General features: G+C 73.5%; 28 protein-coding genes. 17 read left to right on the top strand and 11 right to left on the bottom strand.

All coding sequences use genetic code 11. The features are described from left to right. Complete coding sequence (locus IN07_RS25415; protein WP_156119277.1) at positions 1 to 510, top strand: hypothetical protein; 510 nt, start codon at positions 1 to 3, stop codon at positions 508 to 510. On the opposite strand, the gene IN07_RS18775 is transcribed toward IN07_RS25415, so the two are convergent. After that, positions 461 to 1,408, bottom strand: a complete 948-nt coding sequence (locus tag IN07_RS18775; protein WP_064972451.1) for a phosphatase PAP2 family protein — start codon at positions 1,406 to 1,408, stop codon at positions 461 to 463. The two genes, IN07_RS25415 and IN07_RS18775, sit on opposite strands and share 50 nt — an antisense overlap. Positions 1,409 to 1,514: 106 nt before the next feature. Next, a complete protein-coding gene (locus tag IN07_RS18770) occupies positions 1,515 to 3,320 on the bottom strand; it encodes a lipase family protein (RefSeq protein WP_036338594.1) in 1,806 nt (601 codons plus the stop codon). Positions 3,321 to 3,413: 93 nt separating this feature from the next. Here IN07_RS18770 and IN07_RS18765 point away from each other — a divergent pair, with 93 nt between their 5' ends. The 3 genes from IN07_RS18765 (at position 3,414) to IN07_RS18755 (ending at position 5,704) form a co-directional block, all read left to right on the top strand. Then, positions 3,414 to 4,451 (top strand): YdcF family protein, encoded by a 1,038-nt coding sequence (locus IN07_RS18765; RefSeq protein ID WP_052091487.1) that lies wholly within the window; start codon positions 3,414 to 3,416, stop codon positions 4,449 to 4,451. A 633-nt stretch (positions 4,452 to 5,084) separates the two neighbouring features. After that, positions 5,085 to 5,327, top strand: coding sequence for an AbrB/MazE/SpoVT family DNA-binding domain-containing protein (locus tag IN07_RS18760; protein WP_036338984.1), 243 nt, complete (start codon positions 5,085 to 5,087; stop codon positions 5,325 to 5,327). Continuing rightward, entirely contained in the window at positions 5,324 to 5,704 is a 381-nt protein-coding gene (locus tag IN07_RS18755) for a type II toxin-antitoxin system VapC family toxin (RefSeq protein ID WP_036338592.1), read from the top strand. Before IN07_RS18760 ends, IN07_RS18755 begins: the two co-directional genes overlap by 4 nt. Before the next feature lie 44 nt (positions 5,705 to 5,748). On the opposite strand, the gene IN07_RS24880 is transcribed toward IN07_RS18755, so the two are convergent. Further along, positions 5,749 to 5,904 (bottom strand): Zn-dependent oxidoreductase, encoded by a 156-nt coding sequence (locus IN07_RS24880; RefSeq protein ID WP_081975544.1) that lies wholly within the window; start codon positions 5,902 to 5,904, stop codon positions 5,749 to 5,751. Between the two features lie 192 nt (positions 5,905 to 6,096). Here IN07_RS24880 and IN07_RS18750 point away from each other — a divergent pair, with 192 nt between their 5' ends. Beyond that, complete coding sequence (locus IN07_RS18750) at positions 6,097 to 7,218, top strand: pyridoxal phosphate-dependent aminotransferase (RefSeq protein ID WP_197058560.1); 1,122 nt, start codon at positions 6,097 to 6,099, stop codon at positions 7,216 to 7,218. A 558-nt stretch (positions 7,219 to 7,776) separates the two neighbouring features. Here IN07_RS18750 and IN07_RS25925 read toward each other — a convergent pair. Together IN07_RS25925 and IN07_RS25920 are read right to left on the bottom strand one after the other, a co-directional pair. After that, entirely contained in the window at positions 7,777 to 8,937 is a 1,161-nt protein-coding gene (locus IN07_RS25925; RefSeq protein ID WP_197058559.1) for a lipase family protein, read from the bottom strand. Continuing rightward, positions 8,913 to 9,563: an HdeD family acid-resistance protein gene (locus tag IN07_RS25920; protein ID WP_197058558.1), complete on the bottom strand. Its 651-nt coding sequence runs from the start codon at positions 9,561 to 9,563 to the stop codon at positions 8,913 to 8,915. The genes IN07_RS25925 and IN07_RS25920 overlap by 25 nt, the downstream gene beginning before the upstream one ends. A gap of 151 nt (positions 9,564 to 9,714) precedes the next feature. Between IN07_RS25920 and IN07_RS18740 the strand changes: the two genes are divergently transcribed. Then, complete coding sequence (locus IN07_RS18740) at positions 9,715 to 10,704, top strand: YdcF family protein (RefSeq protein ID WP_156119276.1); 990 nt, start codon at positions 9,715 to 9,717, stop codon at positions 10,702 to 10,704. A 115-nt stretch (positions 10,705 to 10,819) separates the two neighbouring features. Then, a complete protein-coding gene (locus IN07_RS24190) occupies positions 10,820 to 11,893 on the top strand; it encodes a VanZ family protein (RefSeq protein ID WP_052091485.1) in 1,074 nt (357 codons plus the stop codon). A 132-nt stretch (positions 11,894 to 12,025) separates the two neighbouring features. Here the strand turns inward: IN07_RS24190 and IN07_RS24875 are convergent, their stop codons facing one another. Together IN07_RS24875 and IN07_RS18730 are read right to left on the bottom strand one after the other, a co-directional pair. After that, positions 12,026 to 12,181 carry a Zn-dependent oxidoreductase gene (locus IN07_RS24875; protein ID WP_081975543.1) on the bottom strand — a complete coding sequence of 52 codons (156 nt, stop codon included), beginning with the start codon at positions 12,179 to 12,181 and terminating at the stop codon, positions 12,026 to 12,028. 115 nt (positions 12,182 to 12,296) lie between these two features. Next, positions 12,297 to 13,025 carry a GAF and ANTAR domain-containing protein gene (locus IN07_RS18730; protein WP_231558471.1) on the bottom strand — a complete coding sequence of 243 codons (729 nt, stop codon included), beginning with the start codon at positions 13,023 to 13,025 and terminating at the stop codon, positions 12,297 to 12,299. 459 nt (positions 13,026 to 13,484) lie between these two features. Between IN07_RS18730 and IN07_RS18725 the strand changes: the two genes are divergently transcribed. Both IN07_RS18725 and IN07_RS18720 read left to right on the top strand, forming a co-directional pair. Then, positions 13,485 to 14,231 (top strand): GAF and ANTAR domain-containing protein, encoded by a 747-nt coding sequence (locus IN07_RS18725; RefSeq protein ID WP_036338589.1) that lies wholly within the window; start codon positions 13,485 to 13,487, stop codon positions 14,229 to 14,231. 266 nt (positions 14,232 to 14,497) lie between these two features. Further along, on the top strand, positions 14,498 to 14,926 hold the full coding sequence (locus IN07_RS18720; RefSeq protein ID WP_036338586.1) for an STAS domain-containing protein: 429 nt from the start codon (positions 14,498 to 14,500) through the stop codon (positions 14,924 to 14,926). Between the two features lie 58 nt (positions 14,927 to 14,984). On the opposite strand, the gene IN07_RS24185 is transcribed toward IN07_RS18720, so the two are convergent. The 4 genes from IN07_RS24185 to IN07_RS18700 all read right to left on the bottom strand — a co-directional run bounded on the left by IN07_RS24185 (position 14,985) and on the right by IN07_RS18700 (position 17,518). After that, entirely contained in the window at positions 14,985 to 15,278 is a 294-nt protein-coding gene (locus tag IN07_RS24185; protein ID WP_197058557.1) for a hypothetical protein, read from the bottom strand. Positions 15,279 to 15,570: 292 nt separating this feature from the next. Beyond that, entirely contained in the window at positions 15,571 to 15,894 is a 324-nt protein-coding gene (locus IN07_RS18710) for an ANTAR domain-containing protein (RefSeq protein WP_197058556.1), read from the bottom strand. 74 nt (positions 15,895 to 15,968) lie between these two features. Continuing rightward, a complete protein-coding gene (locus tag IN07_RS18705) occupies positions 15,969 to 16,418 on the bottom strand; it encodes an ATP-binding protein (RefSeq protein WP_036338580.1) in 450 nt (149 codons plus the stop codon). A 239-nt stretch (positions 16,419 to 16,657) separates the two neighbouring features. Continuing rightward, the gene (locus IN07_RS18700; RefSeq protein WP_052091482.1) at positions 16,658 to 17,518 is read right to left on the bottom strand and encodes a MerR family transcriptional regulator; all 861 of its coding nucleotides are present in this window, start codon (positions 17,516 to 17,518) and stop codon (positions 16,658 to 16,660) included. Between the two features lie 78 nt (positions 17,519 to 17,596). On the opposite strand from IN07_RS18700, the gene IN07_RS18695 reads away from it, so the two are divergent. The 8 genes from IN07_RS18695 to IN07_RS18660 all read left to right on the top strand — a co-directional run bounded on the left by IN07_RS18695 (position 17,597) and on the right by IN07_RS18660 (position 25,898). Next, positions 17,597 to 17,950, top strand: a complete 354-nt coding sequence (locus IN07_RS18695; RefSeq protein WP_036338577.1) for a nuclear transport factor 2 family protein — start codon at positions 17,597 to 17,599, stop codon at positions 17,948 to 17,950. A 195-nt stretch (positions 17,951 to 18,145) separates the two neighbouring features. Further along, the gene (locus IN07_RS18690) at positions 18,146 to 20,887 is read left to right on the top strand and encodes an ATP-binding protein (RefSeq protein ID WP_231558470.1); all 2,742 of its coding nucleotides are present in this window, start codon (positions 18,146 to 18,148) and stop codon (positions 20,885 to 20,887) included. 98 nt (positions 20,888 to 20,985) lie between these two features. Next, positions 20,986 to 21,735, top strand: coding sequence for an alpha/beta fold hydrolase (locus IN07_RS18685; RefSeq protein WP_052091481.1), 750 nt, complete (start codon positions 20,986 to 20,988; stop codon positions 21,733 to 21,735). Positions 21,736 to 21,837: 102 nt separating this feature from the next. Then, positions 21,838 to 22,488, top strand: a complete 651-nt coding sequence (locus IN07_RS18680) for a trimeric intracellular cation channel family protein (RefSeq protein WP_052091480.1) — start codon at positions 21,838 to 21,840, stop codon at positions 22,486 to 22,488. Between the two features lie 21 nt (positions 22,489 to 22,509). Further along, a complete protein-coding gene (locus IN07_RS18675) occupies positions 22,510 to 23,484 on the top strand; it encodes an NAD(P)/FAD-dependent oxidoreductase (RefSeq protein ID WP_036338571.1) in 975 nt (324 codons plus the stop codon). Between the two features lie 37 nt (positions 23,485 to 23,521). Then, complete coding sequence (locus tag IN07_RS18670; RefSeq protein WP_081975542.1) at positions 23,522 to 24,307, top strand: SDR family oxidoreductase; 786 nt, start codon at positions 23,522 to 23,524, stop codon at positions 24,305 to 24,307. A 200-nt stretch (positions 24,308 to 24,507) separates the two neighbouring features. Next, entirely contained in the window at positions 24,508 to 25,590 is a 1,083-nt protein-coding gene (locus IN07_RS18665; RefSeq protein WP_231558468.1) for a hypothetical protein, read from the top strand. 5 nt (positions 25,591 to 25,595) lie between these two features. Beyond that, positions 25,596 to 25,898, top strand: a complete 303-nt coding sequence (locus IN07_RS18660) for an MGMT family protein (protein WP_197058554.1) — start codon at positions 25,596 to 25,598, stop codon at positions 25,896 to 25,898. Positions 25,899 to 25,905 lie beyond the last annotated feature (7 nt).

Here is a 25,905-nt window from a genome sequence, read left to right as displayed (position 1 = left end):
ATGCGCAGGTGGACGACTGGACGCGGCCGCACCCGCGCGCTGACCGTCGCGCTGGTCCTCGTGCTGGTCGTGCTGCTCACCCCGGGGAACGACGTGGTCGTTCCCCGGGTCCCCAGCCGCCTACGTCCCGGCCAACCTGGTGGCGACCGGGGTGCTGCTCCCCGCGGCCCGGGCAGTCGGGCCGACCTCGACGGAGCTGGGGCGGGCCCGAGGCCGGCTGCGGAGCGGTCTCACGTGGGGGGCCGGGTGCGCTGGGCTGGTCGCGCTCGCCTACGCGGTGGCCGTCCTGGTACCGGCGTCCAGCCCTGCTGTCCGCTCGTCGGCGAGCAGGGCGGTCCCCTCGCGGTCACCCTCGGTGTCGGGCTGGCGGTCCTGGCGACTGCGGGAGCCGGGGTGGTGCTGGTCCTGCTGCGGTTGCGCTCGGGCAGCCTGCTCGCGCCGGTGCTGCTGCGCCTGGCGGTCAACGGGCTGGGGACGCTGGCCGCGCTGGCGGCCCACCGGCTGGCATGACCGGCGAGGTGTCCGTGGAGGGCGTCCGCGGGCGCGCCGGCCCGACCTCCAGCTGGTGGAGACTGCACCACAGGACGAGCGCAGCGAGGCCGGAACCTGCCAGCGCGAGGCTCTGGGAGGCGAGGTAGGAGTTGTAGTCGAGCACGGCATCGGGCGCCACGGGGACCTCCGCCAGCACCAGGACCGTGCCCCCCGCGGCCAGGGCCAGCCCGGTGACGACGACCAGCGCCGCACCGACCGTCCACACGCGCAACCGCCGGCGCTCGGGGACCGGGTGCAGCGACCCACGCCGCGCCAGCCAGGCGAGCACCAGGCAGGTGACGGCCAGCGCGACGAGGTCGGCGCCGATGGTGTCGCTGACCCGGTGCCACTTCGCGGTGACCGTCTGAGCCCCGATCGCGACGGCGTACGCGCCCCCGGCGGCCACGGCGATCCCGCGCCAGCGATGGGGCACGACCACGGCCAGCGCGAACAGCGCCGACATGGCGATCGTCGTGTGCCCGCTCGGGAAGCTGTTGTGGGTGTAGTCACCGGTGACCGGGACCAGCTCCGGCCGGGGCAGCACCACCCGCTTGAGCGTCTGCGTGATCACGGTCGACCCGGCCAGGATGATACCGACACCGACGGCCAGCCGGAGCCCGCCGCGCCACCAAGCGGCCAGCACCAGGAGCGCGGAGACCAGGGCGAACGACGAGAGGGTGATCCAGGACAGCTCGTCCGACGCGGCGAGGCGCGCCTGGCCGGCGACCTGGTCTGCTCCGCGCAGCGCGGCGTTCTCGATGCGCTGACCGGTGACCGTCCACACCGCCGCCCAGTACGTGAGGGCGAGGAGGACGGTGGCGGCCGCGGCGATGACCAGCCAGCGGCGGGTGGGCGGGTGCGCGTCGTCGGCGACCATGAAGTCCTCGTGTCGGTGTGTCCCGGCGTGCCCTGTCGATCAGCAGGGTCGTCCATCCGCCGCCGCGCGGCCACCGGGGCCGGCCGTGACCGCGGGCACCGGCCGGTCACGGGCAGCTGTTCTCCTGGGGGACACCGGCCAGCCGGTCCTTCGTCCACTGCTCGAGGTCGTCGTTCAGCGGCGAGTCGGGCTCCAGGACGCCCATGTGGTTCCGCCCTTCGTACCGCTCGTACCGCAGCGGGTGGCCGGCGGCGCACAGCCGGGCGACGTAGTCGTTCTGCAGGCGCGGGCTGATCACCTCGTCCGCCGACCCCTGGGCGATCAGCAGGGGAGCTGACCACGGCCCCAGCGGCACGTTCTCGCGCAGCCGCCGGCCCACCGCCCCGGTGGTCGGGTCCTGCTCGAGGATCGGGGTGTCGCGGGAGACGGCGACGCCGGTGAGGATGGTGAGGACGGTTCCCGGCTCGCTGGTGCACCGGGCGGCCGCCTCCTCCACCAGGGTGCGCGCCGCCGGGTGGACGATGTCGAGGGAGATGTCCGGGTAGGTCCGGCTGTAGGCGGCCACCACGAAGGAGATCCCCAGGCTGGCCCCGAGCGCACCGGGGTGCGAGGTGACGAGCACGGCCATGCCGAGCGGGTCGCTCGCCGCGGACAGCGCCGCGACCCCGGCGACATCGACGTCCGGTGCGTACGTCGGCGCCAGCTGCCCGGCCCAGAGCGCGGCGTGCCCGCCCTGCGAGTGCCCCCAGATCACCGTCTCGGAGGCCAGGTCGAGGCCGTCGACCTGGTGCGCGGCCCGGACGGCGTCGAGCACCGAACGCCCCTCCCCCTGACCGATCAGGTAGGGGAAGTTCCCCTCGGTGCCCTGGCCGATGTAGTCGGTGGCGACCATGCCCCAGCCGTTGCGCGCAAGGGCGTCCATGGCCGGCATTCCCTCGGTGGAGATGGCGTTCGGCCCCAGGCTGGGCGCGCAGGCCCGGGCGACCCCCACCGTGCCGTGGGCCCACGCGATCAGCGGGACCGGCCGCGCGGTCGGTTTCGCGGGTACCGCCACGACCGCGCTGGCCAAGCCGGGCACGCCGTCGTCCGCGGTCGTCGTGTACAGGATGCGGAGGGCCGTCAGCCCCTCCGGCAGGTCCCCGTCGTAGGGCTCCGCCCGGATCAGGCGGCCGGGTCGGTCGGGGACGTCCTCCGGTGCGTCGTAGAACCCGTTGAGCACCGGGATGCCGCTGCGGAACTGCTCGCTCACGACGAGCGTGGCCCCCGCCACCAGCAGCACGACGCCCGCGGCGACCCACTGCAGGGCCCGCGGCCTCGTGCGCGTCGTCGAGGGCAGCGCCCTGTCCGGCGAACCCAGGCGGCCGGCGGCGACGCCCCGCCAGATCAGGGAGAGACCGAAGGCCGCGGTGCGCACGCCGAAGAGGAGGGCGACGACCAGCAGGGTGGCGTCCGGCCACAGCAACGCCACCAGGCCGAAGGCCACCTCGGACGCTCCGAACGCGCCGCTGAGCAGCCGGTCGGCGGTCGGGCCGTGACGCAGGTCGAGCAGCCTGACCGCGCCGGTGAGGAGCAGGAGCGCCGCCACGAACGGCCCGAGCAGTTCCAGGCTCCGGCCGAGCCAGGCGAGCACGGCCACCCCGGCGACGACCCAGCCGATCCCGGTGACCAGTGGCAGCCGCCCCTCCCCGTGGCGGCGCGCGACCAGGTCGCCCAGCCCGGACACCACGCAGCTCGCGCCGGTGTAGATGCCCAGGGCGGTCAGCGAGCTCAGCGGCCGAACGGCCAGCAGAACGCCCAGGGCCGCGGTCGTCGTGCCGATGAGCACGAGCACCCACCAGGGCGCACGGCCGACGAGCCCCGGCAACGCCCGCACCCGCCGGTCCAGCCGTCGGTACGGAGTGACGGTCGGCATGGCCCGACCGTAGGACCCGGCCGGGTCCCCGGCAGCCGAAGCCGTCGATCTCCGGTCACCCGCGCGCCGGCCGGGCGTGATTGGCTCGGTCGCGTGGACCCCACGACCGAGTTCGTCGTGCACGTGCTCGCCGGCCTGCTCGGCGTCCTCGTCCTGCTCGGAGCGCTCGTGTGGTCGCTCAGGAGGGACCCACGGGCGCTGCGCAACGGCTTCCTCCTGGTGCTGGCGGCGTACCACCTGCTGGGGTTCGTCGCCCTGGCCGCCTCGCGGTCCCGGGTCCTGGAGACCCTGACCGGGGTCGTCTCCGTGGCTGCCCTCGGCCTGATCGCCCTGGGGCTCCTGCTCCTCCCGCTGCTCCTGGTCGTCGACGGGCTCGTCGTGCTCCGCCGGGAGCGACGGTCGCTCGGCAACTCCCTCGCACTGCTGGCGGGGCTGTCCCTGGTGGTGCTCCCCGTCGTGGTCGTCGGCCTGCTCCGCCACGAGAACCCGGTGACCGGCACGCTCGCCGTGGGGCTGGTCACCGCCGAGGCCTGCGCCGGTCTGCTCTTCCTGGGGTTCGCGGTGCAGACGGCGCTGTACGCCTGGACGACCCGCCGGGCGCCGGCACGGGCGGTCATCGTCCTCGGCGCGGGCCTGGTCAGGGGAGAGGTGCCGCCGTTGCTCGCCGCTCGGCTGCGGCGGGCCGTCGCCGCCGTGGAGCAGCGGGCCGGGTCCGTCCCGGTCGTCGCCAGCGGCGGTCAGGGCCCGGACGAGCCGTACCCCGAGGGCGTGGCCATGGGGGAGTGGCTGCGCCGGCACGGGGTCGCCGCCGACAGCGTCCTGGTCGAGGACCGGTCCCGCACCACCCGGGAGAACCTCCGCTACAGCGCGGACCTGCTGGCGCAGCACGGTGTGCCCGAGCCCTACCTCGTCGTCACGAACGACTACCACGCCCCCCGGGCGGCGCTGCTGGCGAGGAGGCTCGGCATCGACGCGCAGGCGATCGGTGCGCCGACCGCCCGGTACTACTGGCCCGGCGCCTACCTCCGCGAGTTCGTGGCGGTGCTCGTCGAGCACCGTTTCCTCCTGGTGCTCTCCGGCCTGGCGGTCGCAGGCATGATGCTCGCGACCTGGCTGTCCCTGACCGCCTGATCCGGCCGGGGCCGCACCGTTCTTCCTCCCGGGCCGCGCGGTCGACGACGTCGACACCGCCGACCCGCCGCGGAGCACGGGTCGTCCTCGGACCAGCTCGGCGAGGTGACGGGGCGTCGCTCCCCGCCGCGCGGCCGGGGCGACGGGGGAGGGCTACTGTCGGGCGCGTACCGACCGTGTGCCAGCAGCCTTCGTCCGGGGAGGACTTCCCCTGTGCGATCGGTACCCCGCCCACCAGTGGCGGGCCGCCGGTCCACCGAGTTCCGCGGCCCGAGGCGTCGATCTCACCGATCCGCCGGGCCGAGCCGGGGGTGGGTGTCACGGGTGGTCCCGGGGCGCCTGTCGTCGGCGGACGGCGCACACGGACCACCTCGGCCGCATGAGCCTGGAGCGCCGTGAACCACCGGGGCCCGCTGCTACCCGGTGCAGAGGCGAGGCCGTGGTCATCTGAACCGCTGAGCAAGGCTGACATCGGACGGATCAGCTTCGAGGTGCTGATCTGCGCTCGATGCTCGCCGGCGGTTGGCCGTCGCGCCCTGCTGGTGAGGGCGCGACCCGGACGTGACGTGCCGGGGGAACCGGAACGCGGGTGGCTAGGTGGCACATGCCGCCCTGACGTGCCACCATCTGGGCATGGATGCCACAGTGGTGGTCGGTCGTCAAGGACGGGTCGTCATACCCGCGGAGGTGCGCGCTGCGCTGGGTCTCCAGCCGGGAGACGAGCTGCACTTACACCTCAACGGGCGGCAGTTGGTCCTCGAGCGGCCGGTCGACGCGCTTGCCCAGTTGCGGGGGTTGGCGACCACTGTGCCGACCAGTCGGTCACTGGTGGACGAACTGCTCGCCGAGCGGCGACGGGAAGTGGCGGAGGAGTGACCGTCCTCGACGCCTCAGCGGTGCTCGCCCTGGTCCATGACGAGCCAGGCGCAGATGTCGTGGCGGCCGCGGTCGGTGCGGCGAGTCTGGGGACGGTGAACCTGGCCGAGGTCGTCGGCAAGCTGGTCGACGCGGGCGTGGACGTACGAGCGGTACGGAACCTGCTACGGGCTGCCGGAGTGGCGATCGAGCCGCTGACAGAGGACGACGCTCAGCTGGCTGGGGCGCTGCGCTGGATCGACGGGGGCCGAGCCCTCTCCCTGGGGGACCGGTGCTGTCTGGCTCTCGCGATGCGTAGCCGCCCGGCCGAGGTGCTCACAGCCGATCGCGCCTGGGCGTCCCTCGATCTCCCCTTGCGCGTGCACCTGATCCGGTAGCCCGCTCGCGCCGGCTACGACCCGCCCGCCCGTCGGCCGTCAGGTCAGTTTCGCGACAGTCGGTGGTGCGTGTCGGCGAAGTTGATGCCGGACGAGGAGATGTCGAACAGCTGCTCCCCGTCCCCGGGGACCGGGTCGGGCAGCTCGACGACGTCCATGACCTCGGGGCCGCCGAAGCGGGTGATCTGTACGGCTCGCATGATCCGAGGCTAGGTGTTCGGGCGGGGCAGGACTGCACCGCGGGTAGCGGTCTCATGAAGAACAGGGCGGTCCATGCCCTGGGCCAGTCAACTGAACTCGGGGCAGTCCCCCTGCCAGCGGCAGCGCCCGGGGAGGGCCCCACCGTGAGCACCGGCTCGAATCACATGTCGTGCGCGGTGAGGATGGAGTCCATGGCGACCTTTGCGACGAGCCCGATGAGCAGCCTGGTGGACGCCCCTGTCCGTTACGACCTGGCCGCGAGCACCACACCAGCGCTGCGCGTCGGGGATCTGGTAGATCCTGACGCGCTGGCGGATATGACGCTCGGGTACGGCAGCTCCCCCGGCGACGCGGAGTTGCGGGCGCTGATCGGTGCGGAAGCCGGCGTGGACGCCGGACAGGTGCTGCTGACCGTGGGGGCGATCGAGGGGATGTTCCTGCTGGCCCAGGATCGGCTCGGGCCCGGCGACGCGGTGGTGCTGGCGAGCCCCTGCTTCCCACCGGCCCGCAGCATCCCCGAGGGGTTGGGAGCGCGCGTGGATGTCGTGGCGATGCGCTTCGGCGATGGCTACCGGCTCCCGATGGATGCGGTCGCAGACGCCCTCACACCGAAGACCCGACTGGTGTCGGTCGCCTCACCCCAGAATCCGTCCGGGGTCCGGCTGACCGAGGGGGAGCTTCACGGGCTGCTGACCGCCGTCGAAGAGCGTGCGCCCGAAGCCGTGGTCCTGGTCGACGAGACCTACCGCCAATCCACCTACGGGAACGCGCCGGTGCCCGCGTCGGCGGCCGCCCTGTCCCCCCGCGTGGTGACGTGTGGATCTGTGTCCAAGGCGCACGGCGCGCCGGGCCTCCGGCTGGGCTGGCTGACGACGACCGATGCCGATCTCTACGAGCGGCTGCGTAACGCCAAGCACCTGACGACGATCGCCTGCTCGGCACCGGCTGAGTTCCTCGCCGTGCAGCTGCTGCGCCGGAGCAAGGAGGTGCTCGCTCCACGGGCGGCGCTGCTGCAGCGTGCACTCACCGAGCTGCAGCAGTGGGTGCGCGATCAGCCCGTGGAGTTCGTCCGCCCTGACGGGGGAGCGCTGTGCTGCCTGCGCCTTCCCCGCGACCGAGTGCCGGACGCTGCCGTGCCGGACTTCTACTCGCGGCTCGCGCAGAACGACGCTCGAGTCGCCCCCGGCTCCTGGTTCGGCGATGAGGACCGGGTGTTCCGCCTCGGATTCGGCCACCTACCACCGGCCGAGTTCACCGAGGCGCTCGCCCGGCTCGCCGACGCGCTCCTTCCAGACCGCGGAAAGAGCTCCTGAGGCAGGCTCTCCACCTGCGGTGTTCGGCCTGCTGCGTGCCCGGTGCGTTGCCCCCACCTTGGGCAAGGTCGGCTGTCTGCAGCCGGTTCGGTCGACGGGCCACGGCGTCGCGGCCAGCCGCCTGGCCCATCAATTGGCGGAGGTGACGGCCTCCAGCCGACGGCGGTCGACCTGGACGGGAACCCGTCGTGTTGCTGGTGCACCTCAGGGAAGTTGACGCCGGACGAGCTGATGTCGTAGAGCGTCCGGCCCTGGGGACCCGCAAGGGCTCTCCGTCCACCGGGCACGCAGCGGCTCGGCTGTCCCGCCGGCGGGCGTCGTCGTCGAACGCCCGGTCCAGCGGCGCCAGCGAGACGTTCGTGACGGTGCGGGCACTCGGCACGGTGTCGAGTCGCGACTCCGGGACGACGTCCGCTGTCCGCCGGTGGCGACCCCGTGATGAGCATGAGCGAGGTCGACTTCGGACGACGAGCTGTCGTCGAGGCGCTGGCCCTCGGCGGGGACATGGTCGGGTAGGTCGACGACGTCGAGGACCTCTTGTCCCGGTCCGGGGATGGGTCAGGGGCAGGTGGTGGCCTGAGGGAGGCCAGCCAGCCGGTCCTGCGTCCACTGCTCCAGGTCGGCGTTCAGGGGGGAGTCGGGTTCGAGCACGCCCATGTGCGACCTGCCGGGGTACTTCGTGTACAGCAGGGGGCGCCCGGCAGCGCAGAGCCGCGACACGTAGTCGTCCTGCAGACGGGGGACGATGACCTCGTCCGCGCCTCCCTGGCCCAGGAACAGGGGTGCCTGCCAGGGGCCCAGCGCCACGTTCTCGCGCAGTCGGCGGCCGATCGCGCCGGTCGCCGGGTCCGTCCGGAGGATCGGGGTGTCCGCGGAGACCGCGACGCCGGTCAGGACGGTGACCAGGCTCCCTGGCTCGCTGGTGCAGCGGGCGGCTGCCTCCCGGACGAGCGTCCGCGCCGCCGGGGTGACGTCGTCCAGGGAGATGTCCGGGTACCACCGGCTGTACGCGGCCACCACGAAGGAGATGCCCAGGCTCGCGCCGAGGGCGCCGGGGTGTGCGGTGACGACCTGCGCGAGTGCCAGTGGGTCGCTCGCCGCCGACAGTGCGGCGATGCCCACGACGGCGACGTCCGGCGCGTACGTCGGGGCGAGCTGGCCGGCCCACAGGGCGGCGTGGCCTCCCTGGGAGTGCCCCCAGATGACCGTCTCCGGGGACACGTCCAGCTCCGCGACCTGGTGCACGGCGCGAACGGCGTCCAGGACCGAGCGCCCCTCTCCCTGCCCGATCAGGTACGGGAAGTCCCCTTCGGTGCCCTGGCCGGTGTAGTCGGTGGCGACCATCCCCCACCCGTTGCGGGCCAGGGCGTCCATCGCGGGCATGCCCTCGGTGGAGATGGCGTCGCGGCCCAGGCTGGGCGCGCACGCTCGCGCGACGCCGACCGTGCCGTGCGCCCAGGCGATCAGGGGGACCGGCCCCGTGGGCTCGGCGGGCACCGCGACCACACCGCTCGCCAGCGCGGGGACGCCGTCGTCCGCGGTCGTCGTGTAGAGGATGCGGTGGGCTTCCAGCCCCGGCGGCAGGTCCCCGCCGTACGGCTCGACGCGCAGCAACTGCCCGGGCTCGTCGGGGACGGCGTCCGGAGCGTCGTAGAAGCCGTCCAGCACCGGGATGCCCTGCCGGAGCTGGTGGCTCACCACCAGCGTCGTGCCTGCCACCAGCAGGACGACGCCTGCGGCCGTCCACCTCGCGGCACGGGGCCGCGGGACGGCCGCCGGGCACCCGAGGGGGTTCGACGGGCGACTCCTCGCCAGAGCAGGGAGAGACCGAAGGCGGCGGTGCGCATGCCGAACAGGAACGCGACGACCAGCAGGGTGGCATCGGGCCACGCGAGTGCGACGACGCCGAACGCGATCTCCGACAGGCCGAACACGCTGGACAGCGCCCGGTCCGCGGTCGGGCCGCGGCGCAGGTCGAGCAGCCGCACGGCGCCACTGGCGATGAGCAGGACGGCAACGGAGGGGCCGAGGAGCTCGAGGCTCCGACCGAGCCACCCCAGGACGGCGACGCCGGTGAGGACCCAGCCGGAGCCGCTGACGAGTGGCCGCCATCCGGCACCGTCGCGGTGCGTCACGAGGTCACCGACTCCGGAGACGACGCAGCTCAGGCCGATGTAGACACCCAGCACGGTCAACGAGCTGAGCGGGCGCACGGCCAGGAGCACCCCGAGCGCCGTGGTCACCACGCCGACGAGGAGGAGCACCCACGACGGCGCACGGCACATCAGTCCGGGCAGTGCCCTGACGCGGCGGCTCAGGCGGCGGTACGGGCTCCCGACCGGCATGACCGCACCCTAGGGGGCCGCCCACCTGCACATCGCCCGGGTTGCCCGAGTGCGCTGCACGCGCTCCCGACCGGGGTGATTGGATCGAGGAGTGGGCCCGCCGACGGAGTTCGCCGCGCGGGGTCTGGCACCGCTCCTCGGGGTCCTCGTCGTGGGCGCAGCGCTGGTCTGGTCGCTGCGGAGGGACCCGCGGGCCCTCCGCAACGGCGTGCTGGTGGTCCTCCTCGGCCACTACCTGCTGGGCTCGGTCGCCCTGCTGACCGCGCGGTCGACCGAACTGGAGGTCGTCACCGGCGTCGTCCTCCTCGCGGCGGCAGCACTGGTCGGGCTCGGTCTCGCCCTCCTGCCGCTGCTCCTGGTCGTCGACGGTGTCCTGGTGCTGCGCAGGGAGAGCAGATCGCTGGCCAATGCCCTCTCCTTGCTGGCAGGGCTGTCGATGATCGGCTTCCCCGTCGTCCTCGTCGCTCTGCTCCGGCACGAGAACCCCGTGACCGGTGCCCTGGCCGTGGGCCTGCTGACCGCACAGGCCTGCGCCGGCCTGCTCTTCCTGGCCTTCGCGACGCACACCGCGCTCTACGCCTGGCTCGCCCGGCGGGCCGAGGCCCGGGCAGTGATCGTGCTCGGGGCCGGTCTGGTCGAGGGCGAGGTCTCGCCGTTGCTCGCCGCGCGCCTGCACCGTGCGGTCACCGCCATCGAGGAACGGAGGGGACGGACGGGTGGGCTGCCGATCGTCCCCAGTGGCGGCCAGGGCCCCGACGAGCCGCGCGCCGAGGGGGTGGCCATGGCCGAGTGGCTGCGCCGGCACGACATCCCCGCCCAAGACGTCCTCGTGGAGGACCGGTCACGTACCACGCGGGAGAACCTCCGGTTCAGCGCGCGGCTGCTGGAGCAACGAGGTGTGCCGGAGCCCTACCTGATCGTCACCAGCAACTACCACGCTCCTCGCGCGGCGCTGCTCGCGCGGCGGTTGGGGATCGACGCCCAGGCGATCGGTTGCCCGACCGCGCTCTACTACTGGCCGAGCGCCTACCTCCGGGAGTTCGTCGCGGTGATGCTCGACCACCGCGCCCTGCTCGCGCTCTCCGGACTCGCCGTGGTGGGCATGGCCGGCCTGGCCGGGCTGTCCCTGGCTGCGGCCTGACCACCGGCCTCGTGCACGCATCGAGGCAGCCGAGACGGACATCGGGCGCCGACGCCCGGTCCGGGGGGATGCACGGCATGCGGGTGGGACGTGCACGGTCGACGAGGGAGCCGATGTGACCACGGTGCTCGACGCCTTCCGCGGGCAGCTCAGCCTGGGCGCGGTCCTCGCCCTGCTGGCGCTGGGAGTTCTGGCCGTCCCGGTGCTGGTCGTGCAGTACCGACGGTTCGGGGTGGTCGACCGGGGGCGTGCGGCGGGCGTCTACCTCTTCGCCGTCTACGCCGTCTTCGTGGTCGCGCTGACGTTGCTCCCACTGCCGTCACCCGATGACGTGGTCTGCGTCGGGAGGAACCTGGAGCCGTTCGCCTTCGTCGGGGCCGTTCGCGGCGACCTCGCCGAGGGGCACTCCCCGTTGTCCAGTCCCGCCCTGTTCCAGCTGCTCTACAACGTCGCGATGTTCGTCCCCGGTGGTGTGCTGCTCCGGCGTTCCTTCCGGTGGTCGCTTCCCCGGGTCGTCGTGGTCGCACTGGCGGCCTCCGCGGCGATCGAGGCGGTCCAGGGCAGCGGCGTCCTCGGCCTCTACGACTGCGCCTACCGCGTCCTCGATGTCGACGACGTCCTGACCAACGTCGGCGGCGCCCTCATCGGCGCTCTGCTGGCGCCGGCGGTCGTGGTGGTGCCGCACCCGGGCCACGGGGCGGCGCGCTCGGGCCGGTCCGGTCCGTTGCGCCGAGCGACCGCTGCGGCGGTCGACTTCCTGCTCGTCGGCCTCCTCGACGGCGACTCACTGATCGGGCTGGGCGTCTCACTGCTGTTCGTCTTCGTCGCCGTCCCGGTCCTCGCCGGCGGCGTGACCCCCGGGCAGCGCCTGGTGCGGGCCGCAGTGGTGCAGCGGGACGGCCGCCCCGCCGCACGTCGTGCACTGCTCGTGCGGGGCGTCCTGGTCTCGGGCCCGTGGTTCGTCGTCGCTGCGTTGTCGCGGTGGGCCAGTGACAGGGCCGCGGAGCTGCCCGGCCTCGTCGTCGTGGCACCACTGGTCCTGTGGGCCGGCCTGGTCGCCGCGGTCATCGGCACCGTCGCCCTCCGACGGGACGACCGAGCACCTCAGGACCTGCTGACCGGTACCGACCTGCGCGTCAGCGCGCGGGGCCGTGACAGTGCGGTCGGGGCCGCGGAGGAACCGGCGTGAGTCGGCGGGTCGATGGGCTGTCCGCTCGGCACTGCGTCGGGCCGGTGCGGCAGCTCGCTGACCGCGAGAGCCATCCGTTCCACTCCGGACGCTGCGGCGGGCTGTGGGCGGGCGACGTGCCTGTGCGTGACGTCAGTTGCCGGACACCCGGTGGTGGGTGTCGGCGAAGTCCACTCCGCACGAGGAGATGTCGTAGGTGGCCTGGCCCTCGCCGGGGACGGGGTCGGGGAGGTCCGCGACGTGGAAGATTTCACGGCCGCCGGAGTGGGTGGTCTGGACTGCTCGCATGCAGCTGAGGCCAGGGGTGAGAGGGAGGTCCTGGCTCGGTCGCCTCGCGAGCCGGGGGCAGTCCCCACCTTCTCCACGAAGTGAGCGCCCGCATCGACGTCGCTCGCTCATCGACTCACCGGCGGCGTCGCGGCTGCACGAGCTCCCCGGTCGCCACCAGGTGATCGGCGACCTCCCGGAGCTTTCTGTTGGTCCCTTGCGAGGCATGGACCAGGACCTGGAACGCCTGTTCCGCGGTCAGCTCGTGCCGTTCCATGAGGATGCCCTTGGCCTGGTCGATGACCGAGCGGGACTGCATGGCCACCTCCAGGTTGTCGGCGACGTCCCGGGCCGTCTGGTAGGCGTGCATGTTGCTGATGCTGACCGCCGCTGCGCGGGCGAACTCCTCGGCGGCCGTCCGGGTGTCGTCGTCGAAGGCGCGCGGTTCGGTGGCATAGACGTTCAGCCCCGCCTGCAGGCCCGTCATCGGCAGCGGCACCGACAGCGAGCTGCGGCTGCCGCGCTCGACCGCTCGGGAGGTGTAGTCGGGCCACCGTGTGTCGCTGCGGGCGTCGGTGATCTCGACGAGTTCCCCGGTGGTCGCGGCGTGCAGGCAGGGGCCGTGGCCGCGCTCGTACTGGGACTCGTCCAGGTCCAGGGCCAGCTGGCCGCTGTACACGGCAGTGGTTGGACGGTTGCCGACGACGAGGGAGATCGACGAGTCCACGTACCCGGGCAGCGTCGCCTTCGTGGCGTCGACGACCGCCTGCAGGAGCGTGTCCATGCTGTGTTCGCGCAACACCAACGAGTTGATCTGCTGCAGGGCGGAGCGGGTGGCTGAGGACGACGACGTGGTGTTCGACACGAGGAGCTCCATCGGTGCGACCGCGAGTGGGTCTCCGCGGCATCGGCACCGACAGGTGCCCCGGTCGAGGTGCGCCTCTGCGTGATGCACCGAGACCGTTCGGGCTGTGCTCCCGTGACGAGAGCAGGTTAACGCCCGAACACGACGAAGGGCGATCGTGGTGCCTGGCCCCCGTGCGCGCGGACACGGCACACGAGGGTCCCGTCGGGGACCGGACGTGCGCAGCGTGGAGGTCAGCCGGCGGGGAGTTGAGCGACCAGCTCTCGCGGTCAGGCTCCATCGGCCGGACCACGGCTGGTGGGCCGCCGCGCACGCCCGGCTGCCCGCGTTCTGTCGACACCCGGGTGGCCTAGGCTCGTGGAGCTCCGACGTGGCACACAGACGGCGCGTGTTCGCGGGGTCCCAGGTCGGGGCTCCTGCCGAGGTCACCACCCCGGTGTACCTGACCGGAGCTGAGCCATGTCGCGCGCCGACCTCCCCCCTGACGTCCCCTCCCGAAGCCAGGAGGCCGCTCGCGCGTTGGAGCAGTTGGGCGGCATCTCGCTGCAGCGCTACTCGATGGAGTCGCTGCTCCAGACGGTGACAGAGCTGGCCAAGTCGGTCATGCCCGGTGACCCGGAGGTGTCGATCACCGTCCAGACCGGCCATCGGCGGTTCACCGTCGTCTCCACCGGGCAACTGGCCACGGACCTCGACGAGGTGCAGTACGCCGAGCACCACGGGCCCTGCCTGCACGCAGCCACCACGCTCGAGCTGACCGAGATCCCCGACACCCGTAGCGAGACCCGCTGGCCGGAGTACGCCCGGCGCGCGGTCGAGCACGGCAACCTGAGTTCGCTGTCGGTGCCGCTGGACATGGACGCCGACCTCTCCGGCGCGCTGAACGTCTATGCCCGGACGCCGAACGCCTTCGACGACGATGCCCGGGAGGCAGCCGCCCGCTTCGGCCCGTACGCGGCCGTGGCGGTCGGGAACGTGCACGCCTACGAGAGCGCCCAGGACGTGGCGCACAACCTCCAGGTCGCTCTCGAGTCGCGCGCGGTCATCGACCAGGCCAAGGGCATCGTGATGGAACGGCACAGGGTGACGGCGGACCAGGCCTTCCAGCTCCTGGCCGGGTTCTCCAGCCGGACCAACACCAAGCTGCGCGAGGTCGCCGAACGCCTCGTGCACACCGGCGAGCTGCCGGACCTCTTCGACCGCTGAGGCGGGCCCGTGTCGGGCGGGTCGCTCGGCTCCGCCACCTGTGACTGTTGCCGTCGCACGCCAGGTGCTCGACCTGCACTCGTCGACCGAGCACGCCTCCTGGGGACGGCGCTGCTGGACTCTCGCCAGGTGGCTTGCGGTCCTGAGCGGGCTCACGAGGTCGCGTACCGTTCGGCCCGGTCCAACCTCCGGCCGATCGCCTCGTGGGGCACCCGGGCCGGGACCGGCCGGTTGCCGTGTCCCGCGCCTCTCTGGGGGAGACCACCGTGACCGCACCCGTGACCTCGTCGCCGGGGACCGAGGACGACCCGGCGCTGTCCGTGTCGATCGACTTCGCCACAGCGACCGTCGTCCTCTCCGGCGAGCTGGACCGCGACGGGGCGCACCACCTCGTCGATGCCCTCGGCAACCTGCTCACCACAGGTCATCCGCGGTGGACGGTCGACAGCGCCGCCGTCACCTGGTGCGACGTCGGTGGCCTCCGCGCACTCGCGGCAGCCCATGCCCTGGCCGTCGCCCACGGGCGCGAGCTGTACCTGCACCGGTCGAGCAGGTACGTCGATCGACTGGTCGCCCTCAGCGGACTGGACCAACTGGTGTCCGGTGTACCGGGTCACGGGCGTCGCCCGGCACGGTCAGCACGTCCAGACGGCGCGGTGGCGTTGGTCGAGACCCACGTCGGGGGGCCGGCGTGACCGGGTGCCCGGTCAGCCGGGCCGCTCGCTCAGCGGTGTGCGACCGCCGACACCGTCGTCACGTTCCTGGGCGTGCGTCCGTGACGGACGGCGGGGCAGTTGCCCAGCGATCACGGCTGCCGCCGGGTGCGGATGTGGTGGGTGAGCAGTAGTCGACGCGGTGTGCGCGGTAGCCGTCGGCCAACGCCTCGTTGAGCGCGAGCGCCAGCACGTCCTGCTGACCGGTCTCCCAGGGCATCAGCCCGGCCAGGTACCCGTCCACGTCGAACAGGTCGCCGCTGCCGGTCAACGCCGCGTAGCGGAGCCACAGCGCCTCCAGCGTCAGCTCGGCGTGGACGCGGGCGGCGTCCATCTGCCGATGCCGCTGGTCGAGGGTCACTGCCCGGTCCAGCCCGAGTGACCACTCGAATGGGGCACGAGGCGGGCGTCCGATGCAGTTCGTCTGGGGAAGTGCTGGGTTCTGGGCATGACACGCCTCTGGTGTGGACACCGGGGTGATCACCGCGGCAGGAACCCCGAGCTGGAGTCCCGCTAACACGCGCCGATCGGTCAACGCGCTGGACCTGACCCTACGCCTCCCGACCGGTCCTCGCGGGAGAGGTGGCGCCGGTCGGTGGCGCTGGGTGACCTCCGCGGTCGCGGCGTCAGAGGCGCCCGGCGAGGACGACGTCCTCGGCCACCTCCCGCAGTTTCCGGTTCTGGTGCTGGCTGGCGTTGACCAGGGCGTCGAACGCGGCCTGCTCGGGAATGCGCCGGCTGCTCATCAGGATCCCCATCGCCATGCCGATGGTGCGGGCGCTCCGCAGCGCCGCCTCGAGGTCGGCCACCCTCACGCGAGCCGCCGCCGTCTCCTCGCGGGATGTCGCCGTCTCGGCCCGCGACACCGCGGTCTCCTCGCGCGAGGACGCGAGTTCCTCGAGGGACCGGGCGAGACGGGCTTCGATCGACGTCTCGACCCGCTCGGTCACCCCGGTCTCCTCACCCTTCGATCGTGACACGACGGTGACCGGTACGGCGACAGCCCCGTCCCACACCGACATGGTCAACCGGCGGGCACCAGCGCGGCCCAGACGTGCTTGCGGGGTCCGTCGGCCGCCCAGCCGAACGCCGTGGACAGCCGGGCGATGAGGTGCAGGCCCAGTCCGCCCAGGGCCGGGTCCCGGTCGACCGCGGGCACCGGCGGGTGGTCGGGGAGGGCGTCGCTGACATCGACGAGCCAGCCGCCGTCACACCCGTCCACACGAACGTGGACCGGCGCGCCGCTGTGCCGCAGCCCATTGGAGGCGAGCTCCTCGAAGGCGAGCAACAACCGGTCCACGTCGTCCTCGTCAGCCCCTGAGGGCAACGTCCCGGACGCGAGACTGCGACGCAACTCGTTGCGAGCGGCGGTCAGCTCGGCTGGTCGGGCGATGGTCCAGGCCCAGCTGTCGTGCACTGCGGTGGGAGTCGGTGGGAGGCGGTGCGCCCACCCGGCTGCCTGGTCGGTGCTCATGGGCTCCTGCGGTGGTCGAGCGGCTGGTCTCGCCGCTGTGCTGTGCCGGGTCGCGCTGTGCTGGCAGGGTCAGCCGAGCGCTCGCGAGGTGGTGCTGCGCGCGACGTCGCGCCTTGCTGCCGTCCAGGACGGCAGGGTCAGGAGTTCGTCGCGCCCGCGTTGCAGGGTGCCATCGGATCAGCCGGCCAGCACGTCGAGCGACGGACCGCACCACTCGACGAGCGACCGACCGATCGTCGTCAGCGGCCGGGCGAGGACGGCGACGTGCGTGGTCGTCGCTCGACGGCGCCGGGACCACGGGGAACCGGCGGGGCCATCCGGAAGACCGGCCAGCCGATCTCGGTGCGCCAGGCGTCCGGTTCGGGGGTGTCGCGTGGGCCGACGAGGTAGGTCTCCCGCACCGGGCCGGCGACGGCCAGTGCGTTGGTCACCACCCACCGACCGAGCTCCCCGTACGTGACGTCGATGTCGTCGTGCTCGCCGACGTGGGTGGTGACGGCGAGCTCGACGGCAGGCAGGGTGACCGCGTGCACCCGGCCGCTGCGCGGCGGCGCGGCCGTCGGCCGGTACACGAGCACGTGCCCGTGGCCGTCCTCGAACAGCGCGTTGTCGTACAGCCCGCCCGGGACGCCGGTCGGCTGGCGGACCACCGCGTCCAGCTCGGCCATGGCACCGGCGTACCAGCCGAGCACCTCCTCGAGCGCCACGTCGTCCTCGACCGCGGCCACCGTCGTCGCCGGGACCGCACGGACCTCGACGTCCAACGGCGCCGGCTCCGGCCGGAGCAGCCGGCGCAGCGATGCCACCGCGGCGCGGGTCCGATCGAGCTCCGCCTCGAGCCGCTGCAGGTGGTCGGCCACGAGGGTGGCCCGGGCACCCGGGTCAGGGGACCGCAGGATGCGCTGCACGTCGGGCAGCGGGACGTCCAGCTGGCGCAGCCGGTGGATGACCTGGGCGGCCGGGATCTGGTCCGCGCTGTAGTAGCGGTACCCGGTCGTGGCGTCCACCGCAGCGGGCTCGAGCAGGCCGGCGTCGTGGTAGCGGCGCAGCGTGCGCACGCTGAGGTGGGTCAGCCGGGAGAACTCGCCGATCGCCAGCATGCGTGCACTCTGCCCCCTCTCCCCGGGGGAGAGTCCAGCGCTTGACCCTCCCGCATCGGGAGGCCGCACCGTGGGGACATGACCTCACCGACCAGCATCCAGCCCGACCAGCTCCCCGTGACGATCCGCGGCTACCTCGCTGCGCACGACGCCGGCGACGCGGACACCGCGCTGCGCGCCTTCACTCCCACCGCCGTGGTCGTCGACGACGGCCTCACCTACCGCGGGACCGAGGAGATCCGACGCTTCCTGGCCAAGGCCGGGGCCGAGTTCACGTACACCAGCACCCTCGTCGCCGCGGAGCGCACCGGCGACGCGCACTGGGTCGCCACCAAGCACCTCGAGGGGGACTTCCCCGGTGGCGTCGTCGACCTGCGCTACCGCTTCGCGATGGACGGCGACTCCATCGCGGAGCTCCTCATCGCGCCGTGACGACCGTGCACTCCTCGTCGGCGTGTGCTGGGAAATGGCCCGCGTCGAGTGCCGGATGAGCAGGTCGGCCTGCCGGGTCGGAGCCGGGGGGCTCGCCTCGGACCTTTCCCCGATCGTCCCGCGCGCACTAGCTTGCCGTCGTCGAGGGGGATCGCGATCCGCGCGGCAGCCGGACGGTGGTGAGCGTTGATGGGCGTGGACACGGCGACGGCGGGCCTGGTGGGCCGGGACCCGGAGATCGACGCACTCGATCGGCTGCTCCGCGACGTGCGGCACCGCGGCGCCGCCGTCCTCGTCCGCGGCGAGGCCGGGATCGGCAAGTCCGCCCTGCTCGACCACGTGTGCGGAGCAGCGGCCGAACGCGGGCTGCGGGTGCTGGCCACGACCGGCGTGGAGTCCGAGACGACCCTCCCGTTCGCCGGCCTCCACCAGCTGGCGCGGCCGCTGCTCGGTCGCCTCCCCGCGTTGCCCGCCCCGCAGCGGCGCGCGCTGAAGGCGGCGTTCGGCATGACCGACGACGCTGCACCGGAGCTCTTCCTGATCGGGCTGGCGGCCCTGACCCTGATCAGCGACAGCGCCGCCGACCAGCCCGTCGTGCTGGTCATCGACGACGCGCACTGGCTCGATCGGCCCAGCGCCGACGTCCTCGGCTTCGTGGCCCGTCGGCTCGAGTCCGAGGCAGTGGTGATGGTGGCGGCCCAGCGCGACGGCTTCCCGCCCGCCCTCGCCGGCCCGGCGGTGGGCGAGCACCGCCTCGAGCGCCTGGACCGTCGCTCCGCCGAGGACGTGCTGGCGCGCCGGGCACCGCAGCTCGAGCCGGCCGACCGCCGGCGCCTGCTGGCCGAGGCCGCGGGGAACCCGCTCGCGCTGGTGGAGCTGCCCCTGGAGCGGGCGCGGGACGACGGGGCGCCCCTGACGCTGACCGCGCGGCTGGAGCACGCGTTCGCAGCCCGGCTGCCCGGGCTGCCCGACGCGACCCGGGACCTGCTGCTCGTCGCAGCGCTGGAGGACGAGGGCGACCTGGGGGAGGCGCTGGCCGCGGCGTCCACCCTCCGCGGCGACGAGGTCACCGCGGACGCACTGACCTCGGCCGTCGAGGTCGGGCTGGTCGCCGCCGACGGCGGGAAGCTGACCTTCCGTCATCCGCTGGTCCGCCACGCGATCCGCCAGCGGGCCACCCTCGCCGAGCGGCAGCGCGCGCACATCGCGCTGGCCGGGACGCTGCGCGGCACCGACCGGCAGATCTGGCACCGGGCCGCCGCAGCCGATGCACCGGACGACGCGGTCGCCGCCGAACTGGAGGACGCCGCGGCCCGCGCCCAGCGCCGAGGTGGCGTGGCAGCGGCGCAGGCGGCGCTCGAGCGCGCCGCCCGACTGACCGCCGACCCGGCGGAGCGGGCGCGGCGCTACCTGCGAGCAGCGGAGCTCGCCTTCGAGTGGGGGCGGCCCGACGTCGTCGACCGCCTGCTGCGTCAGACCGCGGTCCTCGACGTCCCGGCTCGGGAACGGGCACGCATGACGGTGATCCGGGAGGGGTTCGAGGAGGGCATCCGCGACGTCCGCGCGGGCACCCGGATGCTGACCGACGTCGCGGCCGCAGCCGCGGTCGACGGCCGGGCCGACCAGGCGCTGGGGTTCCTCCGGGCAGCGGCGCTGCGGTGCTGGTGGGCCGAGCCGGGCGCCGAGGCGCGCGCCCACCTGCTCGAGGTCGTCGAGCGGGCACTCGATCCGGACGACGTGCTCGTGCTCGAGGTGCTCTCCTACGTGGCGCCGTTCGACCGCGGGGCGCTGCTCCACGAGCGGTTGCGTGCCGTGGCCGACGGTCCGCTCGACACGGCGCGGGCCCAGGCCGCCGGCGAGGCGGCGAGCGTCGTGGGCGACTTCCCGCTCGCCGTGGGTTTCCTGACGTCGGCGCTGACCGGCCTCCGGGGCGACGGTCGGCTCGGACTCCTGGGACGGGCCCTGGCCGTACAGGCGTGGAGCGCGCTCAACGTCGGGCGGTTCGACCTCGCCGCCACGGCTGCCGACGAGGCCGCCCGGCTCTCCGCCGACTCCGCCCAGCCGCTGATGGGGGCCGTCGCCCTGGTGGTCCAGTCGGTGGTCGCCGCGGTCTGCGGCGCCGAGGACGTCGAGGAAGGCCTCGCCGAGGCTGCCCGGCTGGGCCTGCAGGTGGACTCGAACGCCGTCCTGGCGGGTGTGCAGTTCGCCCGGGGCATGGTCGCGCTCGACCAGGGGCTGCACCAGGCTGCCTGGGACCAGCTCGTCCGCCTCTCCGACCCCGCCGACCCCGCCCACCACCCCGTGGTGCGCAGCTTCGCCGTCGGCGACCTGGTGGAGGCCGCCGTCCACAGCGGGCACCGGGCCGAGGTCGAGCCGATGGTGGCGGACCTCGAGGCGATCGCGGCGCGGACCCCGTCGCCGGTGCTGCACATCGGGCTCCGGTACGGCCGAGCGCTCCTGGCCTCCGAGGACGAGGCCGAGGAGCTCTTCGCGGCCGCCCTGGCGGCCGACCTGGGTCCCTGGCCCTTCGCCCGTGCCCGCCTGCAACTGGCCCACGGGGCCTGGCTGCGGCGGTGCCGGCGGGCGGCGGAGTCCCGGGCCCCGCTGCGGGCCGCGCGGGACACCTTCGACGCCCTGGGCGCCGCTGCCTGGGGCGACCGGGCGCGGCAGGAACTGCGCGCCTCCGGGGAGCAGAGCAGGCCGCGGACCCCGGAGGCACGCGAGCAGCTGAGCCCGCAGGAGCTGCTGATCGCGCAGCTCGCTGCGGAGGGCCTGACCAACCGGGAGATCGGCGCACGGCTGTACCTCTCGCACCGGACGGTCGGCACGCACCTGCACCGCATCTTCCCGAAGCTGGGCATCACCTCCCGCGTGGCCCTGCGTGCCGCGATCGGCCCGGAAGCCGCCCGATCCACCGTCGGTGCGACGGTCATCTGACGTACGCGAGCAGGGGGCACCGCTTCCTACGGTCGGTCCATCAGCGCTGACGCGACCGATCCGGTCGTCCCGGTCGCTGCGGATCGAGAGGAACGACGATGACCATCGACAGCGACGAGCGCCGGCCGGACCAGGAGAAGCCCACCGTGGTGCTCGTGCACGGCGCCTTCGCCGAGTCCGCGAGCTGGAACGGGGTGATCGAGCAGCTCAGGAGCGACGGCTACCCGGTCGTCGCCGCGGCCAACCCGCTCCGGAGCCTGCGCCACGACGCCCTCCAGTTGCGCAGCGTCCTGGACCAGGTGCGCGGCCCGATCGTGCTGGCCGGTCACTCCTACGGCGGCTCGGTGATGAGCGTGGCCGCGGACGGGCACCCCGGCGTCCGGGCGCTGGTCTACGTGGGCAGCTTCCTGCTGGAGGAGGGGGAGAGCACCGGTGACCTGGCCGGGAGGTTCCCCGGCAACGAACTGGGGTCCGCCCTGGAGTCCGTTCCCGTCCCCGACGGGAACGGCGGCACGGTGACCGACCTGTACATCCAGCCGGAGAAGTTCCGGCAGGTGTTCGCCGCCGACGTCCCCCCGGAGGTCGCCGAGCTGATGGTCGCGACGCAGCGGCCCATCACCAGCGAGGCACTGGAGGAGAAGGCGACGGCGGCGGCCTGGCGGACGATCCCGTCCTGGACGCTGGTCACGCGGCAGGACCTCGCGGTCCCGGCCGAGGCGCAGGCCTTCATGGCGCAGCGCGCGCAGTCCACGGCCGTCGAGGTCGACGCCTCCCACGCCGTCGCCGTGTCCCGGCCCGGCGCGGTCGCCGACCTGATCGTCGAGGCCGCCCGCGCGACGGCGGGCTGATCCGCCGAACCACGACCGTCCCGCCGCACTCCGGGATCCAGCGGACGGAGCGGGGCGGTCGGGACGGCGCCGCCACCCAGCCAACAGGAGGCCGGTGACGACATGCAGGTCCTCGACCTGATCGGCGTCTTCGCCTTCGCGGTCTCCGGCGCCCTGATGGCGATCGGCCGCGACCACGACGTGGTGGGGATCGCGATCCTGGCGGTGGTCACCGCGCTGGGCGGCGGGATCACCCGTGACCTGGTGCTCGGCGACACGCCACCCCCCGCGTTCACCAGGTGGCAGTACCTGGTCGTGGCCCTGGCAGCGGCCGCGGTCACCTCCGTCGCCCACCCCTGGCTCGGGCGGCTGAGCAGACCCCTGCTCGTCTTCGACGCGGCCGGACTCGGGCTCTTCTGCGTCGCGGGGACCGAGAAGGCGCTCGACCACGGGCTCGCGCCCGTGGCCGCCGCCCTGCTCGGCGTGACGACCGCCGTGGGGGGCGGCGTCCTCCGCGACGTCCTCGCCCGCGAGACCCCGGCGCTGTTCCGGGCGGACTCCGAGCTCTACGCGGTGCCGGCGCTGGTCGGGGCGCTCGTCGTCGGCACCGCCTCGACCTCCGACGCCGACGGACCCGCGCTCGGCGCGGGGGTCGCCTGCGCCGTCTTCGTCGTCCGCGTGCTCGCCCTGCAGCGCCACTGGCGCGGTCCGCGGGCGCGCGGGCGGCGACCTCCGGTCGGCCCGTCCCCGGTGGGCGGACCGCCACCTCCCTGACGCAACGAGAGAAGGAACGACATGACAACGGACGAGCGGTACGACGTGGTGGTCGTCGGCGGTGGCGCCGCCGGCCTGAGCGGGGCCCTCGCCCTCTCCCGGGCGCGGCGCAGTGTGCTGGTGGTGGACGCCGGCAGCCCGCGCAACGCCCCGGCGGAGCACATGCACAACGTGCTCGGCCGCGAGGGGACGCCGCCGGTGGAGCTCCTGGCGATCGGTCGCCGCGAGGTCGAGGGCTACGGGGGCACCGTGGCTGAGGGCCGGGTCTCCGCGCTGAGCCGGGTGGACGGCGGGTTCCGCGTCGACCTGGCCGACGGGCGGTCGGTGCGGGCGCGCCGGCTGCTGGTGGCGACCGGGCTGACCGATGAGCTGCCCGACGTCCCGGGCGTCGCGGAGCTGTGGGGGAGGAGCGCGCTGCACTGCCCCTACTGCCACGGCTGGGAGGTGCGGGACGCGGCGATCGGCGTGCTCGGCTCCGGACCGCAGAGCACGGTGCAGGCGCTGCTCTGGCGGCAGTGGAGCGACGACGTCGTCCTCTTCCCGCATACCGGCGCTGCGCCCACGCCGGAGCAGCGCGAACTGCTCGCCGCCCGCGGGGTGCGGGTGGTCGAGGGCGAGGTGGCCGCGCTCGACGTCACCGACGGTGCGCTCGCCGGGGTCCGGCGGGCCACGGGGGCGGTGGTCGCCCGCGCAGCGCTGGTCGTGGCACCGCGGCTCACGGCCAACGCCGGGCTGCTCGCCGGCCTGGGCATCGAGCCGGTCGACCAGTTGGTCCACGGCGCCGTCCGCGGCACCCGCGTGCCCGCCGACCCGACCGGCCTGACGGAGGCGCCCGGGGTCTGGGTGGCCGGCAACGCCGCCGACGTGACGGCACAGGTGATGGCCTCGGCGGCGCAGGGGATGGCCGCCGCCACCGCGATCAACGTCGACCTGGTCCTCGAGGACGCCCGGACCGCCGTCGAGCAGCTGCGGGACGAGACCAGAGAGGCGTCGTAGAGGCACGGCCGTGGAAGACGACGACGGAGGAGCAGAGATGGGGAGTGTGGATCGCGGGCGCCTGGACGGGCGTCGAGCGCTGGTCACCGGCGGGTCGAAGGGATCGGGTGCAGCCGTGGCTCAACGGCTTCGCGAGCTCGGTGCCGACGTCTACGTGACGGCCCGGACGATGCCCGAGGGGTACGAACACCCGGACCGCTTCATCGCGGCCGACACCTCGACCGCCGAGGGCACGGCGCTCGTCGCGTCGAGCATCGCGGAGGCCGGTGGCGTCGACGTCCTCGTGCACGTCGTGGGAGGTGCGTCCACGCCGTCCGGGGGGTTCGCGGCGATCACGGACGAGCAGTGGGCGACCGAGCTCCAGCTGAACTTCCTCGGCGCCGTGCGGCTCGATCGAGCGCTGCTGCCGTCGATGGTCCGGTCCGGGCACGGTGTCGTGCTGCACTTCACGTCCATCCAGCGGCAGATGCCCCAGTACGACGCGTCTCTCGCCTACGCGGCTGCGAAAGCCGCCTTGCGCACCTACAGCAAGGGCCTGGCCAACGAGCTCGCGCCGCACGGTGTGCGGGTCAACGCGATCAGTCCTGGTGGGATCGAGACCGAGGCCTACGAGAGGTTCGTGGACCGGATCGCGGAGGGGAACGGCCTGAGCCGGGAGGGGGCGAAGCAGAAGATCCTCGACTCCCTCGGCGGAGTTCCTCTCGGCCGTTTCGCGAGAACGGAGGAGATCGCCGATCTGGTGGGCTTCCTGGTGTCCGACCAGGCGTCGGCGATCGTCGGTGCGGAGTACGTGATCGACGGTGGGACCGTCCCGACGACCTAGACCGACGAGCATCCAGGCCGCCGCGAGCAACCGTGCGTCTCTGCGGGAGAGGAGCAGCTGTGGGCACCATGGACGAACTGATCAGCCCAGTCGTCGTTGCACGGCTTCGGGCTGCGCTGGCGGCGGTTGCGCCCAGCAGCGACTTCCCCGCTCTGGTCGAGGCGGAAGGTGCCGTACGGGACGTCCGCCTACGGAAACGGGTGGACGTCGTCCGCGATGCTCTCCTCAGCGACGTCCCGGCGGGGTTCGCCGCCGCCGAGCGAGTGGTGCTCGACGTCGTGGACGAGCCGCGTTTCGGCGGGTGGATGATCTGGCCCACCACGGAGTTCATCGCGTCGAGAGCACTCGAGACCGGGTCGACGCGGGACTTCGATGCCGCCATGGCGCTCCTGGCCCGGCTCACCGTCGGTCTGACGGGCGAGTTCGCCGTCCGTGAGCTCCTCAACGCGCGCCCCGAGCGGGGCCTCCGCATCATGCAGACCTGGACGGGGCATGACAGCGAGCACGTGCGGCGACTCGCCACCGAGGGCTCTCGCGCCTACCTGCCCTGGGCGAAACGGGTGCCCTGGCTGCTCGGCCATCCTCGTGCGACACGAGCCATCCTGGACGCCACCTATCGGGACCCTGCCGAGTACGTGCGGCGCTCGGTCGCCAACCACCTCAACGACCTCAGTCGCGTCGAGCCCTCCGTCGTCACGGACGCCGCCGCCGCGTGGGCCGGCGAGCCGGACGCCAACACCCCCTGGGTGCTGCGGCACGGCCTGAGGACGCTGATCAAGCAGGCCGATCCCAGCGCACTGGCACTCGTCGGGTTCACCGGGAGCAGCCTGCGCGTGGCCAGACTGCGGATCCCCGCCGACGTCGTCCCCTGGGGAGGGGACCTCACGTTCACGGCCGTCGTCACAAACGACGGGGAGACGGAGGCGACCGTGGCGATCGACTACTCCATCGGGTTCCGACGCGCCAACGGGTCCGTCAGCGCGAAGACGTTCAAGCTCGGGTCACGACGCATCCCCGCCGGCGGGAGCAGCGTCGTCACGAAGACCCACTCCTTCCGCCCCATCACCACCCGGACCTACCACCCGGGGCCGCACCACGTCACCGTGCAGGCGAACGGGGTCCTCTCTCCACCCGAGGGGTTCGTCCTGGGAAGGGCAGACGGGCAGGAGGACGGTCATGACCACGCCGCCGACTCTGCCGGAGGTGGACCGGAGTCGGTCGGGATGGTCGACGCGAACTCCACGGGACACCCGATCGACGGAGGCAGGGAGGGGCGATCATGAACGACGTGGCCGAGCGGGTCCTGAGCACCGTGTCCTCGATCCCCAGCGGGCACGTGATGACCTATGGCGACGTCGCCGAGGCGGCTGGCACGGGCGCGCGCGCCGTCGGTCAGGTCCTGCGCAACAGCGGTCACCACGTGCCGTGGTGGCGGGTGGTGGACGCCAGGGGGCGGCCGGTGGAGGGCGCGGCCCAGGAGGCACTCGAGCAGTTCCTCGAGGAGTCCACTCCCTTGCTGCACCGCGGCGACGACGTGCGAGTGGACCTCGCGCGAGCATCGTGGCCCACCCACGACGTGGGCAGGACCTGACGCCGCG

It is taken from the genome of Modestobacter caceresii (assembly GCF_000761485.1).
In the GTDB taxonomy this organism is placed as follows: domain Bacteria; phylum Actinomycetota; class Actinomycetes; order Mycobacteriales; family Geodermatophilaceae; genus Modestobacter; species Modestobacter caceresii.
Note: the sequence above shows the minus strand (reverse complement) of the source record. Positions and strands in the feature narration are given on the sequence as shown.

What these genes read in the sequence shown, in the direction of transcription:
- IN07_RS25415 (WP_156119277.1), top strand. Translation starts at nt 1, where the DNA reads ATGCGCAGGTGGACGACTGGACGCGGCCGCACCCGCGCGCTGACCGTC.
- IN07_RS18775 (WP_064972451.1), bottom strand. Translation starts at nt 1,408, where the DNA reads ATGGTCGCCGACGACGCGCACCCGCCCACCCGCCGCTGGCTGGTCATC.
- IN07_RS18770 (WP_036338594.1), bottom strand. Translation starts at nt 3,320, where the DNA reads ATGCCGACCGTCACTCCGTACCGACGGCTGGACCGGCGGGTGCGGGCG.
- IN07_RS18760 (WP_036338984.1), top strand. Translation starts at nt 5,085, where the DNA reads ATGGATGCCACAGTGGTGGTCGGTCGTCAAGGACGGGTCGTCATACCC.
- IN07_RS24880 (WP_081975544.1), bottom strand. Translation starts at nt 5,904, where the DNA reads ATGCGAGCCGTACAGATCACCCGCTTCGGCGGCCCCGAGGTCATGGAC.
- IN07_RS18750 (WP_197058560.1), top strand. Translation starts at nt 6,097, where the DNA reads ATGGCGACCTTTGCGACGAGCCCGATGAGCAGCCTGGTGGACGCCCCT.
- IN07_RS25920 (WP_197058558.1), bottom strand. Translation starts at nt 9,563, where the DNA reads ATGCCGGTCGGGAGCCCGTACCGCCGCCTGAGCCGCCGCGTCAGGGCA.
- IN07_RS24875 (WP_081975543.1), bottom strand. Translation starts at nt 12,181, where the DNA reads ATGCGAGCAGTCCAGACCACCCACTCCGGCGGCCGTGAAATCTTCCAC.
- IN07_RS18725 (WP_036338589.1), top strand. Translation starts at nt 13,485, where the DNA reads ATGTCGCGCGCCGACCTCCCCCCTGACGTCCCCTCCCGAAGCCAGGAG.
- IN07_RS24185 (WP_197058557.1), bottom strand. Translation starts at nt 15,278, where the DNA reads ATGGACGCCGCCCGCGTCCACGCCGAGCTGACGCTGGAGGCGCTGTGG.
- IN07_RS18705 (WP_036338580.1), bottom strand. Translation starts at nt 16,418, where the DNA reads ATGAGCACCGACCAGGCAGCCGGGTGGGCGCACCGCCTCCCACCGACT.
- IN07_RS18700 (WP_052091482.1), bottom strand. Translation starts at nt 17,518, where the DNA reads ATGCTGGCGATCGGCGAGTTCTCCCGGCTGACCCACCTCAGCGTGCGC.
- IN07_RS18695 (WP_036338577.1), top strand. Translation starts at nt 17,597, where the DNA reads ATGACCTCACCGACCAGCATCCAGCCCGACCAGCTCCCCGTGACGATC.
- IN07_RS18685 (WP_052091481.1), top strand. Translation starts at nt 20,986, where the DNA reads ATGACCATCGACAGCGACGAGCGCCGGCCGGACCAGGAGAAGCCCACC.
- IN07_RS18680 (WP_052091480.1), top strand. Translation starts at nt 21,838, where the DNA reads ATGCAGGTCCTCGACCTGATCGGCGTCTTCGCCTTCGCGGTCTCCGGC.
- IN07_RS18675 (WP_036338571.1), top strand. Translation starts at nt 22,510, where the DNA reads ATGACAACGGACGAGCGGTACGACGTGGTGGTCGTCGGCGGTGGCGCC.
- IN07_RS18670 (WP_081975542.1), top strand. Translation starts at nt 23,522, where the DNA reads ATGGGGAGTGTGGATCGCGGGCGCCTGGACGGGCGTCGAGCGCTGGTC.